Annotated in this window: 10 protein-coding genes; 4 read left to right on the forward strand and 6 right to left on the reverse strand. The window is 71.7% G+C overall.

Annotated features, from left to right (window positions below):
• Positions 1-187: 187 nt before the first annotated feature.
• The 5 genes from rplA to AB0I03_RS12275 all read right to left on the reverse strand — a co-directional run bounded on the left by rplA (position 188) and on the right by AB0I03_RS12275 (position 3,481).
• A complete protein-coding gene (gene rplA / locus AB0I03_RS12255; RefSeq protein ID WP_360410681.1) occupies positions 188-883 on the reverse strand; it encodes a 50S ribosomal protein L1 in 696 nt (231 codons plus the stop codon).
• 106 nt (positions 884-989) lie between these two features.
• Entirely contained in the window at positions 990-1,418 is a 429-nt protein-coding gene (gene rplK / locus AB0I03_RS12260) for a 50S ribosomal protein L11 (protein WP_136528430.1), read from the reverse strand.
• Positions 1,419-1,565: 147 nt separating this feature from the next.
• On the reverse strand, positions 1,566-2,273 hold the full coding sequence (gene nusG / locus AB0I03_RS12265; protein WP_360411072.1) for a transcription termination/antitermination protein NusG: 708 nt from the start codon (positions 2,271-2,273) through the stop codon (positions 1,566-1,568).
• A gap of 299 nt (positions 2,274-2,572) precedes the next feature.
• Complete coding sequence (secE, locus tag AB0I03_RS12270) at positions 2,573-2,860, reverse strand: preprotein translocase subunit SecE (RefSeq protein ID WP_360410684.1); 288 nt, start codon at positions 2,858-2,860, stop codon at positions 2,573-2,575.
• A 72-nt stretch (positions 2,861-2,932) separates the two neighbouring features.
• The gene (locus tag AB0I03_RS12275; RefSeq protein WP_360410687.1) at positions 2,933-3,481 is read right to left on the reverse strand and encodes a MarR family transcriptional regulator; all 549 of its coding nucleotides are present in this window, start codon (positions 3,479-3,481) and stop codon (positions 2,933-2,935) included.
• A gap of 58 nt (positions 3,482-3,539) precedes the next feature.
• Here AB0I03_RS12275 and AB0I03_RS12280 point away from each other — a divergent pair, with 58 nt between their 5' ends.
• Both AB0I03_RS12280 and AB0I03_RS12285 read left to right on the forward strand, forming a co-directional pair.
• Entirely contained in the window at positions 3,540-4,466 is a 927-nt protein-coding gene (locus AB0I03_RS12280; RefSeq protein WP_360410690.1) for an ABC transporter ATP-binding protein, read from the forward strand.
• Positions 4,463-6,100, forward strand: a complete 1,638-nt coding sequence (locus tag AB0I03_RS12285; RefSeq protein ID WP_360410693.1) for an ABC transporter permease — start codon at positions 4,463-4,465, stop codon at positions 6,098-6,100. Before AB0I03_RS12280 ends, AB0I03_RS12285 begins: the two co-directional genes overlap by 4 nt.
• Positions 6,101-6,133: 33 nt before the next feature.
• Here the strand turns inward: AB0I03_RS12285 and AB0I03_RS12290 are convergent, their stop codons facing one another.
• Positions 6,134-6,562 carry a hypothetical protein gene (locus AB0I03_RS12290; protein WP_360410696.1) on the reverse strand — a complete coding sequence of 143 codons (429 nt, stop codon included), beginning with the start codon at positions 6,560-6,562 and terminating at the stop codon, positions 6,134-6,136.
• A gap of 126 nt (positions 6,563-6,688) precedes the next feature.
• On the opposite strand from AB0I03_RS12290, the gene AB0I03_RS12295 reads away from it, so the two are divergent.
• Both AB0I03_RS12295 and AB0I03_RS12300 read left to right on the forward strand, forming a co-directional pair.
• Entirely contained in the window at positions 6,689-9,781 is a 3,093-nt protein-coding gene (locus tag AB0I03_RS12295) for an ATP-dependent DNA helicase (RefSeq protein WP_360410699.1), read from the forward strand.
• Positions 9,774-12,869 (forward strand): UvrD-helicase domain-containing protein, encoded by a 3,096-nt coding sequence (locus AB0I03_RS12300; RefSeq protein ID WP_360410702.1) that lies wholly within the window; start codon positions 9,774-9,776, stop codon positions 12,867-12,869. The genes AB0I03_RS12295 and AB0I03_RS12300 overlap by 8 nt, the downstream gene beginning before the upstream one ends.
• Positions 12,870-12,940 lie beyond the last annotated feature (71 nt).

A 12,940-nucleotide genomic window follows, 5' to 3' on the forward strand; every position in this document is an offset into this window, starting at 1 on the left:
GAGGCCAACGAGTTGGCCCACACCATGGTCGCTTCGAGTAGTCGCCCTACGTCGGTTCCGGGTGGTTTACAACCGCACAAGGCGGTAACCGAACGGTCTTTGGGTTGTGGCCTCTAAATTAGCACGTGGCACGAGCGCGGCCCCAGCGCAGGAGCCTGCACTGGGGCCACGTCACACCTTGCGGCGCTTACTTGATCTTGACCGCCTGCGGGTCGACCGGGATGCCCGGGCCCATGGTGGTGGAGATCACCGTCTTCTTGAGGTACACGCCCTTGGAGCTGGCGGGCTTCAAGCGCTGCACCTCTTCGAGGGCGGCGTTGTAGTTCTCGACGAGCTGCTCAGCGGTGAAGCTGGTCTTGCCGATCGGCAGGTTCAGGTTCGCGTGCTTGTCGACGCGGAACGAGATCTTGCCGGCCTTGATCTCCGTGACGGCCTTGGCGACGTCGGGAGTGACGGTGCCGGTCTTCGGGTTCGGCATGAGACCGCGCGGGCCCAGGATGCGCGCGATCCGGCCGATCTTGGCCATCTGGTCGGGCGTGGCGACGGCGGCGTCGAAGTCGAGCCAGCCTTCGGAGATGCGCTTGACGAGCTCGTCGGAGCCGACCTCGTCGGCGCCGGCGTTGACGGCGGCCTCGGCCTTGTCGCCTTCGGCGAAGACGATGACGCGGACGGTCTTGCCCGTGCCGTGGGGCAGGGCGACGGTGCCGCGGACCAGCTGGTCGGCCTGACGGGGGTCGACGCCGAGTCGAATGGAGACTTCAACGGTGGCGTCGAACTTGGTCGGCGAGGTCTCCTTGGCCAGCTCGGTCGCCTCGGCGGGCGCGTAGAGCTGGTTGCGGTCGACCTTCTTGGCGAGGTCGGTGTACTTCTTGCTGCGCTTCATGTTCCATCCTTCGGATGTCGTGGTGAGGGCGGGCGCGCGCCCCTCCACTGGGTTGGTAACGGTGACGGCCGATCGCTCGGCAGACGCTCCGGCTTATTCGACGGTGCTATTCGACCGTGATGCCCATGGAGCGGGCGGTGCCCGCGACGATGAGCGACGCGGCGTCGAGGTCGTTGGCGTTGAGGTCGGGGAGCTTCTTCTCCGCGATCTCGCGCACCTGGGCCTGGGTCACCTTGCCGACCTTGACGCGGTGGGGCTCGCCAGAGCCCTTCGCGACACCGGCGGCCTTGAGCAGGAGCTTGGCGGCCGGCGGGGTCTTGAGGACGAACGTGAACGAACGGTCCTCGTACACCGTGATCTCAGCGGGGAGGACTTCGCCGCGCTGGGATTCGGTGGCCGCGTTGTAGGCCTTGCAGAACTCCATGATGTTGACGCCGTGCTGGCCGAGGGCGGGACCCACCGGCGGGGCCGGGGTGGCCTGGCCACCCGCGAGCTCCAGCTTGAACGTCACAACGGCCTTCTTGTTGGGAGCCATCGTGTCCTTCTCTTGATCCTGGGCTGTGCAGAGGCTTGCGCCCCCGCCTAACATGCGCGCGCACGCCAGCGGCCTGCGCGCAACTCATCCAGGGTACTCGCCCAGGTGGCGGGCACTCTGAAGGAGGTATGTGAGCTGTAGCTCGTGCTACAGCTTCGAGACCTGGTTGAAGTTCAGCTCGACCGGGGTCTCGCGGCCGAAGATCGAGACGAGCACCTTGAGCTTCTGCTGCTCGGCGTTGATCTCGGCGATGGTGGCCGGCATGGAGGCGAACGCGCCGTCCACGACCGTGACGGACTCGCCCTCGGTGAAGTCGACCTTGATGTCGACGTCGCCGCCGCCGGACTCGCCCTGGGTCTCGTCCTTGGGCTTCTGCTCCGGCGGGAGCAGCCACTGGATGACCTCGTCGAGCGGGAGCGGGCTGGGGCGGTCGGTGCGGTCGACGACGCCGACGAAGCCGGTCACGCCGGGCGTGTTGCGCACGACCGAGTACGACTCCGGGGTCATCTCCATGCGGACGAGCACGTAGCTGGGGAAGACCTTGGCCTCCACCTTCGAGCGCTTGCCGTTCTTGATCTCCACCTCGGTGTGGGTGGGGACCTCGATCTGGTAGATGTAGTCCTCCATGTCGAAGGACTGGATCCGGTTCTCCAGGTTGGAGCGCACGCGGTTCTCGAAGCCGGCGTAGGAGTGCAGCACGTACCACTCGCCGGGCGCGAAGCGCAGCTTGGCGCGGAGCGCCTCCGCCGGGTCGACCTCGGGCTCGCCGGGAACGGCGTCCTCGTCGGTCGTAGGCTCCGCTTCGACGTCCGCGACCTGCGCCGCGGCAGCCTGCGCCGCGACCTCGACCTTCAGGGCCTCGTCGAACTCAGACACGCTCAACTCTCATTCCGGCTCGACCTCGCAACGGCGAGGTACTGCGACTGATTCTCTGCGGCGGTGCTCTCGACCGAACCTCGACCGAACCGGTGCTCGACCGGGTCTTCGGATGCGGCGATCCCCGCCTGTGAAGTCGCGCGCCGTCGAAAACCGGCGCGCGTCATACCCACTAGGGTAGCCGCTCGGGACGGCGGCGCGCCTCAGGCACCGGCGAACCGGCGCAGGTCACGCAATCCGCCCGCCGCATCGGCGGGCGGGGCGAAGTGTGCGCGGCGCTAGGAGTCGACGCCGAAGGCCCGGCTGACGAGGTCGCCGAAGAGCAGGTCGAGGCCGCCGATGTAGGCCATCACGATGCCGACGAAGACCAGGACCACGATGGAGTAGGTGATGAGCTGGCGGCGGGTCGGGTAGACGACCTTCCGCAGCTGCTCGACGACCTCTTTGAGGAAGCGGCCGAGGCGCTTGGCGGGGTTGCGCGACGCGGTCTTCTCGCCCTGCTTGCGAGTGGGACGACCCTTTTCAGCGGTCGCATCCGCATCGGAGCTGCTGGTGTCGTCGGCCACGTCGGCTTCCTCCAGGGTTCTTCTGATCGGGGCGGTCAGGCTAGCAGCATACCGGAGCGGTATGGCTCGTCACTATCGCGGCGGCGCGCTTCTGCGGCGCTCGACGTAGGTGGCGCACAGCTGGTCGCGGCGCTCGTTCCAGCGCTCGCGCATGAGGGCCATCTCGTGGTCGACGAACTCCATGAACGCGGCGGTCTGGACGAGGCGGTCGCGGCCGGGGCCGTCGGGCAGGGTCTCGATGCCGAAGACCGCGAGATCGCGGTAGCGGTCGATGATCGGGCTGCGGTCGAGCATGATCGAGCCCCAGATGTCGTCGTCGTTGAGGCGGTAGACGTCGGCGCGGGTGGAGGCGCGGCGGCCCTTGATGAGCAGCCCGGCCGTGGTCAGCTCGCGGACTGCGCCGGAGACGGCGGCGAGGCTGATGCCGAGCCCTTCGGCGACCTCCGCGGCGGTGTAGGTGTCGGCGTCGTCGACCAGGATGTACGAGAAGACCCGCGCCGACATGCGCTGGAGGCCGCTGGCGATGAGGAGCCCGGCGAACTGCTCCACGTAATCAAGGAGGGCCTTGCGGTCGGTGCCCTGTTCCATCGATCCCCCGTCGTCGGCTGCACGTGCCAACATGATAGCCGGAGTCACCATAAGTTTTACAAATTCATGAAAACTGTGATAGCTTGAGCCGATGAACGCAGTGATCCGCACTGAGGGCCTGGTCAAGCGCTTCGGCCACGTGACCGCCCTCGACCGCCTCGACCTCGAAGTGGCCCAAGGGGAGACCCACGGCTTCCTGGGACCGAACGGCGCCGGGAAGTCCACCACCATCCGCGTCCTCCTCGGCATGCTCCGCTCCGACGAGGGCCGCGCCGAACTCTTCGGCGCCGACCCCTGGAAGGACGCCGCGACCCTCCACAAGCGCCTCGCGTACGTCCCCGGCGACGTCGCCCTCTGGCCCGGCCTCACCGGCGGCGAGACCATCGACCTCCTCGGCCGCCTGCGCGGCGGCATCGACAAGGCCAAGCGCGACGAGCTGCTCGAGCGCTTCGACCTCGACCCGCGCAAGAAGGGCCGCTCCTACTCCAAGGGCAACCGGCAGAAGGTCGCGCTCGTCGCCGCGTTCGCCGCCGACGTCGACCTGCTCCTGCTCGACGAGCCCACCTCCGGCCTCGACCCGCTCATGGGAGCGGTCTTCAACGAATGCGTGAAGGAGGCCTCGGCCGCCGGGCGCACCGTGCTCCTCTCCAGCCACATCATGAGCGAGGTCGAGGCGCTGTGCGAGCGGGTGAGCATCATCCGCAAGGGCGTCATCGTCGAGACCGGCACCCTCGCCCAGATGCGGCACTTCTCGCGCTCGCGCCTGCGCGCCACCCTCAAGAACCCCGTGCGCGGCCTCGGCGACCACGAAGGCGTCCACGACCTCAAGACCGACGGCCTCGACATCGAGTGCAGCATCGACACCGCCGCGCTCGACGAGGTCCTCGCCCAGCTCGCCGTCGCCGGCGTCGCCGGACTCACCTGCGAGCCGCCGTCGCTCGAGGAGATCTTCCTGCGCTTCTACGGCGACGAGCTCGCCGCCTCGGGCGTGCCGAACGGGGAAGGCGCCGCATCATGACCACCGCGGTCGCCGAACTCGACGACGGCCTGGGCACCCTCGCCGGCACCGGCAAGCTCCTGCGCTTCCAGGCCCGCCGCACCCGCGTCTTCCTCATCGGCTGGTTCACCGGGCTCGTGGGCGGCACCTGGCTCATGGCCGGGTCCTTCCCCGGGCTGTACCCGACCGCCGCCGACCGCGCGCAGTACGCCACCACCGTCAACACCCCCGCGATGCGGTCGATGACCGGCCCGGTCGAGTACATCGAGGCCTACGCCCAGAGCACCGCGGCGATGTTCGCGCACAACATGCTGCTGTGGACCGGGGCGCTCACGGCGGTCATGTTCGTCCTCCTGGTCTCGCGGGTGACCCGCGCCGACGAGGAGACCTCCCGCCTGGAGGTCATCCGCTCCCTGCCGGTGGGCCGGCGCGCCGACCTGGCCGCCGCGATGCTGCTCGCCGTGACCGCCTCACTCGCACTGGGCCTGCTCCTGGCGCTGACGATGCTCGGCGTCCCGGACGCCGACGCCGAAGGCGCACTCCTGTACGGGCTCGCCCACAGCGCCATCGGCATCGTCTTCGCCGCGGTCACCGCCGTGGCCGTGCAGCTCGCCGGGTACGCCTCGAGCGCGAACGGGCTCGCCTTCGGCGTGATCGGCCTCTCCGTGCTCATGGGCGGGGTCGGCAGCGCGCAGGAGAACGGCGCCATCTGGTTCTCACTGCTCGGCTGGTCCCAGGAGACGTTCGTGTTCACCCCCGAGCAGCGCTGGTGGCCGCTCCTGCTCTCCGCGGGCGCCGCAGTGCTCTTGATCTGGCTCGCGTTCACGCTGGTCACGCACCGCGACTTCGGGCAGGGCATGACGAACGCCCGCGCCGGGCGCGCCGAGGCCAAGCCGGGCCTGAGCGGGGTCGGCCCGCTCACGTTCCGGCTCAACCGGGGCGTCATCTGGACCGGCGCGATCACCATGATGCTGCTGGGCGCGGCGTACGGCTCGGTGGTCGGCAGCGCCGACGACATGCTCGAAACGCTCTCCGAGGCGCAGCGTCAGGTGATCAACCAGGGCGGGGCCTCGATCGAGCAGAACTTCGCCTCGACCATCAGCGTCATCGACGCGCTCTTCGCCACGCTGTTCGGCCTCCTCGTGATCGGCCGGGCCCGCCGCGAGGAGACCGGCGGGCGCGGCGAGCTCCTCGCCGCCTCGGCGGTGCCGCGCACCGGCTGGCCGGGCTCGTACCTGCCCGCGGCCCTGTTCACCTCGACGCTCGCGGTCGTCGTCGGCGGCGTGTTCCTGGCGTCCACGGGCAGCGCCTCCACCGGCGACTCCGCGTTCTTCGGCGAGATCCTCGGGGCCTCGCTGCTGCAGCTGCCGGCCGTGTGGACGCTGACGGCGTTCGCGTTCGCGGCCTACGCGTGGCTGCCGCGCGCGGGCTGGCTGCGCTGGCTCGCGTGGGTGTACGCCTTCGTGGTGGCCTACTTCGGGCAGCTGCTGGACATGCCGGGCTGGGCGACGGCGATCTCGCCGTTCGACCACATCGCGCGGTACCCGGCCGCGGACGTCGAGTGGCTGCCGGTCGCCGCGCTGGTCGTCGCCGCCGCGGGTCTCGCCGTCCTGGGCTACGCCGGGGCGCGGCGCCGGGACCTCCACTTCAGTTAGCCGAACGGAACACCCACCGCCGGTGCCGGGAGCTCACGGGCTCCCGGCACCGGCGTCCACTGCGGCTTTGAGCCGGGCGAGGTCTTCGGCGTTCGCGGCGAAGCCCAGCTTGAGGGCCCGCTCCTTGCCGTCCGCGGTGACGCGTTTGAGCTCGTCGCCGTCGAGGTAGAGCCGCTCGCCGCGGGGCGCGCCGATGGGGCGGCTGCGGCCGCCGATCAACGGGTGCAGGTACAGCGCGCCCTCGGCGGGATCGAAGCTGCAATAGGGCCGTTTGAGGGCGAGGAGGCCGAAGATCAGCAGGATCGCCCCGGCGACCACGATCATCATGCCGCTTTCGGTGCTTCCCGGAATCCCGGCGAAGAAGCAGCCGGCGGCCAGGAATACGCCGCCGACCACGATCTGGGTGACCGAGTACCCGGTCTTGTAGCGGACCTCGACCACCGGCGTCGACGCGTTGTCCATGAGGGCTCCTCTCGAAGTGGCCTCCGTTGTAGCGCACGCGGCGCGGGAGGGGTCCCGGCCCGACGCGGCCGGTCCGACCGCACCGGGCCGCCGGAATTGTCGTGGGGCCGTGGTTCCATAGGGTGCGTGTCCGACCTTCGGTATGAGTTCACGGATCCGCCCGCCGCGGCCGAGCCGGGATTCGCGCTCGACCCCCGGCAGCAGGCGGTGGTCGAGCACGCCTCCGGGCCGCTGCTGGTGCGAGGCGGGCCAGGGACCGGGAAGACCGAGGCGCTGCTGCGCGCGGTCGCCGCGAAAGTCGAGGCCGGGGTCGACCCGGCCTCGATCCTCGTGTTCGGCCTGCGCCGCCAGGACACCGCCTACCTGCGCATGCGGCTGAACACGGCCACGGCCGGGCGCTCGGCCGCCGAGGTCGGCGTCTACACGTTCGCGGCGTTCGCGTTCGCGCTGCTGCGCGCCGCGGCGGTCGCCGCGGGCCGCGACGAGCCGCGCCTGCTCACCGGCCCCGAAGCGGACGCGCTCATCAGGTCCATGCTCGAAGGCGAGGACTTCGCGTGGCCGCCCGGCTTCGACGAGGCCGTGCGCACCTACGCGTTCGCGCAGCAGCTGCGCGACCTCGTGCTCCGCTGCGGCGAACGCGGCCTGTCCGCGCCCGAACTGACCCGCCTCGGCCGCGAGCACGACCGTCCCGAGTGGATCGCGGCGGCGCGGTTCTACGACCGGTACGTGACCACCCTTGCGCTCCAGTCGATGTCGAGCGCCCTGTACGACTCGGCCGAGATCGTCCGCGCCGCCGGGGCCGCGCTGCGCCGCGATCCCACACTGTTCCCCAGACCCGCTTGGGTGTTCGTCGACGACCTGCAGGACGCCACGCCCGCGCACCTGCGGCTCCTCGAACTCCTCGCCGGGGACGGCGCGAACCTCGTCGCCGCCGGCACACCGGACTCGGCCGTGTTCGGCTACCAGGGCGGCGATCCGGAGTCGTTGCGGGACTTCCCGTTCCGCTTCACCGGGCCCGGCGGCGCCGAAGCGCCGACGGTGCAGCTGGACGACGCGCACGACGTCGCGCTCGCGCCCCTCGCCGCCACCACCGTGCTGTCGCGCCGGCTGCGCGGGCACGACCGGGACCGCAAGCGCGGCACCGCCTCCGAGGAGCAGGGCCGCGTCGACGTGGTCTACCTGCCCTCGCCCACCCGCGAGGCCGTGTACCTCGCCGACGTCGCGCGCCGCGCGCACCTGCTCGACGCGATCCCCTACGGGGACATGGCGGTCGTCGTCAAATCGGCGTCGGAGATCCCGCGCCTGCGCCGCGCCATGCAGCACGCGGGCGTGCCGACCCGCCAGGCCGCGGACGACGTGCCGCTGCCCGCGCACCCCACCGTGCGCAACCTCCTGCACCTCGTCCTGGTCGGGCGCGGACGCGAACGGCTCGACGAGTCGAACGCCGCCGGGCTCCTGCACTCCTCGTTCGGCGGCGCGGACCCGTTCGAGGAGCGCCGCCTGCGCCAGGAGCTGCGGCGGCTGGCGGTCGCCGCCGACAACTTCTCCCCCGGCGCGGACCTGCTCGTGGAGACCCTCCGCGACCCCGAGCGCACGGCGGCGCTGCCCGACGAGGACTGGGCCGAGCCCGCGCGCCGCCTCGGCGCGCTCTTCAAGGCCGCCAAGGAAGGCACCGGTCTGAGCGGCACCCTGTGGGCGGTCTGGGAGGCCTCCTCGATGAGCGAGCGCCTGCGGCGGCGCGCGCTCTCGGGCGACCGGCGGGCGCAGCGCGCCGACGCCGAGCTCGACGCCGTGATCGCGCTGTTCGACCTCGCCGCCGACTACGAGAAGAAGCAGCCCGGCGCGGGCGTCGAGGTCTTCTGCGAGCACGTGCTCCACCAGCAGCTCCCCGGCGACTTCCTCTCCGCGCGTGCGGAACTGGGCGACGCCGTGACCCTCACGACCGCGCACGCCGCGCACGGGCGCCGCTGGGAGTTCGTGGTCGTCGCGGGCGCGCAGGAAGGCGCCTGGCCGAACCTGCGGCCGCGCGGGTCCCTCCTCGGGGCCGAAGCGCTCGTCGACGTGATCGACGGGCGCGCCGACGTCGACCAGGTGGCGCAGCTCCTCGACGAGGAGCGGCGCCTGTTCTACAGCGCGTGCACCCGCGCCCGCCTGCGCCTGCTCGTCACCGCCGTGGACTCCGAAGAGGCGCAACCGAGCCGGTTCAGCGCCGAACTCGGCGTCGAGCCCGCCGCCGCCCCGCGCCGTGGGCGGCCGCTGAGCCTGGCCGCGCTCACCGCGCGGCTGCGCGAGGCCGTGGTCGACTCCGGCCACGCCGAACGCGACGCGGCCGCCGCGGCCCTGCGGCGGCTCGCCGAATCCGGCGTCCCCGGGGCCGACCCGGCCAAGTGGTGGGGCCTCGCGGCCGTCTCGGACGAACGGGCGCTCGCGCTCGCCGGGGAGACCATCCGCATCTCACCGTCCCAAGTGGAGAAGACCCAGCAGTGCGGGCTCCGGTGGGTCCTCGAAGCCCACGGCGGCGACTCCGGCGACCTCCTCCCCCGCCACCTCGGCACCCTCCTCCACGCCGCCGCCGAAGCCGTCACCGTCGACCCCGCCGCCGACCCGAAGACCGTGATGGAGCAGGTCGTCGGCGAGCACTTCGACCGCCTCCCGTTCGAAGCGCCCTGGCACGCCGAGCAGCAGCGCCAGCGCGTCTCCGGCGCCGTCGAACGGTTCGCGAAATGGCTCAGCGCCAACCGCAGGGAGCTCGTCGGCGCCGAACGCTCCTTCCGCGTCAAGCTCGAACTGGGCCCGCCCGGCGTCGAGGTGGTCATGTCGGGCCAGATCGACCGGCTCGAACGCGACGCCGCCGGCCGCCTCTACGTGGTCGACCTCAAGACCGGCAAGAGCGCGGTCACCAGAGCCGAGGCGCAGACCAACCCGCAGCTGGGGATCTACCAGCTGGCCATCAGCGAGGGCGCGTTCGAGGAGGGCTCCGAGCCGGGCGGGGCCGAACTCGTGTACCCGAACGCGAAGGGCGCCACCGCCGTCGCCCGCGAGCAGGGCCCGCTCGGCGAGCACGAGAACCCGGACTGGGCGCGCGAACTCGCCGAGGACACGGCCCTGCGCATGGCCGGGTCGGTGTTCGAGGCCCGCAACACCAGCAGATGCGAGACCTGCTCGGTCAAGCGGTGCTGCCCGATCGCCGACGAGGGACGACAGGTGACCGATGAGTGAGCGCCCCGCACCCCGCTACACGGCCGTCGGCCTGGCCAACCGACTCGGCACGCCCACCCCGACCCCCGAGCAGGCCACGGTGATCGAGGCCGGGCCCGACCCGATGCTCGTCGTCGCGGGCGCCGGCTCGGGCAAGACCACCACCATGGCCGACCGGGTCGTGTGGCTCATCGCCAACCGGGTCGTCCGGCCCGAGCACCTCCTCGGCCTCACCTTCACGCGCAAGGCCGCGGCCGAACTCGCCGCCCGCGTCCGCGACAAGCTGCGCCGCCTCACCGAATCGATCCCCGAACTCGCCGACCTCCACGGCGAGCCCACCGTCTCCACGTACAACGCCTACGCCGGCGGCCTCGTCGCCGAGCACGGACTGCGCATCGGGATCGAACCGGGGACGCGGGTCATCACCGACACCGGCCGCTGGCAGATCGCGCGGGACCTGGTGTGCGCGTGGGACGGCCCGATGAGCGAGTTCGACGTGGGCGTCGACAAGGTCACCGAGCAGGTGCTGCAGCTCGCAGGGCAGCTCGCCGAGCACCTCCGCGACGGCGACGACCTGCGCGCGTTCGACCGCGAACTCGCCGAGACGCTCGCCGAACGCCAGGGCTCACGGCAGTCCAACGACCAGTTCCGGGCACTGATGTCCTTGCGGCGCAAGCGGGAGCAGCTGCTGCCGCTCGTCGAATCCTGGGACCGGCGCAAACGCGAACTCGGCGTCATGGACTTCGCCGACCAGCTCTCCCTCGCCGCGCAACTGGTCGCGGGCGCGCCCGAGATCATCAAGAGCGAGCGCGCACGCTGGCGCGTCGTCCTCCTCGACGAATACCAGGACACCTCGTACTCGCAGGTGTCGCTCCTGCGCGACCTGTTCGGCGGCGGCCACCCCGTCACGGCCGTGGGCGACCCGAACCAGTCGATCTACTCCTGGCGCGGCGCCTCCGCCGGCACGCTCCTGCGCTTCCCCACCGACTTCCCCACGCCCGCAGGGCTCCCCGCGTCCCGCGTCGAGTTGACGAAGTCGTGGCGCAACCGCGCCGAGATCCTCGCCGTCGCCAACCGGGTCTCCGAGCCCCTGCGCGCGGGCGACATCCGGCCCCTCGAAGCGGGCGTCGACGGCCCCGGCCTGGTGCGGGCCGCCATGCACCTCACCGCCGCCGACGAAGCCGACTGGCTCGCCGCGAACCTCGCCGTGATCCGCTCCTCGATCGAAGACCAACGGCGGGCCGAGCACGGCGACGCCGCCAAGCCCGTCGAAGCCGCCGTCCTCGTGCGCAAGCGCCGCCAGATCCCGGCCCTGCACCGCGCCCTCACGGCCGCCGGCCTGCCCGTCGAAGTGGTCGGCTCACTCGGCCTGCTGTTCCATCCCGAAGTGGCCGAAGCGGTCGCGATGCTCAGAGCCGCGGCCGACCCGACAGACGGGCCCTCGCTCATGCGCCTCCTCGCCGGGAACCGGTGGCGCATCGGGCCCCGCGACATCGCCGGCCTGTGGGCGCGCGCCCGCGAACTCGCCCCCGACACGCGCGGATTCGAACCGGACGCGGGACGCGAAGCCGAGGCGTCCCTGGCGGACGCACTGGCCGACCCGGGCCCGGCGGAGCGGTACTCGGCACTGGGGTACCTGCGGTTCGCGCAGCTGCACGAAGAGCTGGCGTGGATCCGCGGGCGCCTGGGGCAGAGCCTGCCCGACGTGGTGGGCGATGTGATCGCGCATTCGGGGCTGGACGTCGAGGTGATGCTCCACCACGGCGACCTGTCGAACCTGGACGAGTTCATCGACGTCGCGGCGGCCTACGAGAACGACACGAGCGGGGCCAGCATCCCCGGGTTCCTGTCCTATCTGGAGACCGCGGCCGAACGCGAGCGGGGCCTCACGGTGGAGGGCGCGTCCCCGGCCGGCGGGGTGGTGCAGCTGCTCACGGTGCACGCCGCGAAGGGCCTGGAGTGGGACGTGGTGGCGGTGCCGGGCCTGTGCGAGGGCATCCTGCCGGGGAAGGTGAAGGGCGACCAGACGTGGGTGAGCGATGCGGCGCGGCTGCCGTACCCGCTGCGCGGGGACGCCGTGAACCTGCCGGCCCTGTACCTGGACGACGCCACGGTGCCTTCCGAAGTGAAAGCGGCCGTCGAGGAGTTCAAGCGCGACGACGAGGAGGCGCGCCTGGAGGAGGAGCGGCGCCTCGCGTACGTGGCGCTGACCCGCGCGCGGCAGGCACTGCTGGCGAGCGGGTACTGGTGGGAGGCCGAACGGCGGCAGCCGCGCAAACCGGCCCCCTACTTGACCGAGGCCGTGGCGGCGGGCGCGGAGGCCACGGTGTGGGCCGACTCGGGCCCGTCCAACCCGCTCGAAGAGGACGCTCGCACGGTGGAATGGCCGAGCAAGGCGCCCTTGGGCTCCCGGCAGGAGGCGTTCGCTGACGCCGCGGACCTGGTGCTGGCCGTCACCGACGAAACCGGATCGGAGGGCCCGCAGGCGCGGGCCTGGCGCGAGGAGGCCGCGCTGCTGCTCGCCGAGCGCGCGGAACGCGAGTCCGGGGTGGTGAAGCTGCCGCGCCCGAAGCGGCTTTCGACGTCCCAGCTCATGGCGATGCGAGCGGACGAGGAGCGGTTCGCGGCCGAGCGGCGCCGCCCGATGCCCGTGCCGCCGCGCCCGGCGACCCAGCGCGGCACGGAGTTCCACACCTGGGTGGAGGAGTTCTTCGGCGGCGGCGCCCTCTTCGACCCGGCCGACCTGCCGGGCGCGGCCGACCCGGTCGGCCCGGACGCCGACCTCGAACATCTCAAGGAGGCGTTCCGGAACTCGGCCTGGTCGCAGCGCCGCATCGCGGCCCAAGAGGTCCCGTTCGTCATCGACTACGACGGCGTGATCGTGCGCGGCCGCATCGACGCGGTGTTCTACGGCGAGAACGGCGGCTACGACATCGTCGACTGGAAGACCGGCCGCCCCCCGCAGGGCGAGGCCGCCCGCCACGCGGCCCTCCAACTTCAGGTCTACCGGAAGGCCTGGGCCCGCCTCAAAGGCATCGACGAATCCGAGATCCGCACCGCCTTCCACTACATCGGCTCCGACCACACCTGGTGGCCCGACCTGGATTAGCGCGCTGGCCCTCCGGCGTTCGCGGCGGCGTCGCCGCCGGTTTGCAGGACCTCCCTACTATGAACGATGTT

The organism is Glycomyces sp. NPDC021274, from assembly GCF_040641195.1.
In the GTDB taxonomy this organism is placed as follows: Bacteria; Actinomycetota; Actinomycetes; order Mycobacteriales; family Micromonosporaceae; genus Glycomyces.

What these genes read in the sequence shown, in the direction of transcription:
- rplA (WP_360410681.1), bottom strand. Translation starts at nt 883, where the DNA reads ATGAAGCGCAGCAAGAAGTACACCGACCTCGCCAAGAAGGTCGACCGC.
- rplK (WP_136528430.1), bottom strand. Translation starts at nt 1,418, where the DNA reads ATGGCTCCCAACAAGAAGGCCGTTGTGACGTTCAAGCTGGAGCTCGCG.
- AB0I03_RS12275 (WP_360410687.1), bottom strand. Translation starts at nt 3,481, where the DNA reads ATGTTGGCACGTGCAGCCGACGACGGGGGATCGATGGAACAGGGCACC.
- AB0I03_RS12280 (WP_360410690.1), top strand. Translation starts at nt 3,540, where the DNA reads ATGAACGCAGTGATCCGCACTGAGGGCCTGGTCAAGCGCTTCGGCCAC.
- AB0I03_RS12285 (WP_360410693.1), top strand. Translation starts at nt 4,463, where the DNA reads ATGACCACCGCGGTCGCCGAACTCGACGACGGCCTGGGCACCCTCGCC.
- AB0I03_RS12290 (WP_360410696.1), bottom strand. Translation starts at nt 6,562, where the DNA reads ATGGACAACGCGTCGACGCCGGTGGTCGAGGTCCGCTACAAGACCGGG.
- AB0I03_RS12300 (WP_360410702.1), top strand. Translation starts at nt 9,774, where the DNA reads ATGAGTGAGCGCCCCGCACCCCGCTACACGGCCGTCGGCCTGGCCAAC.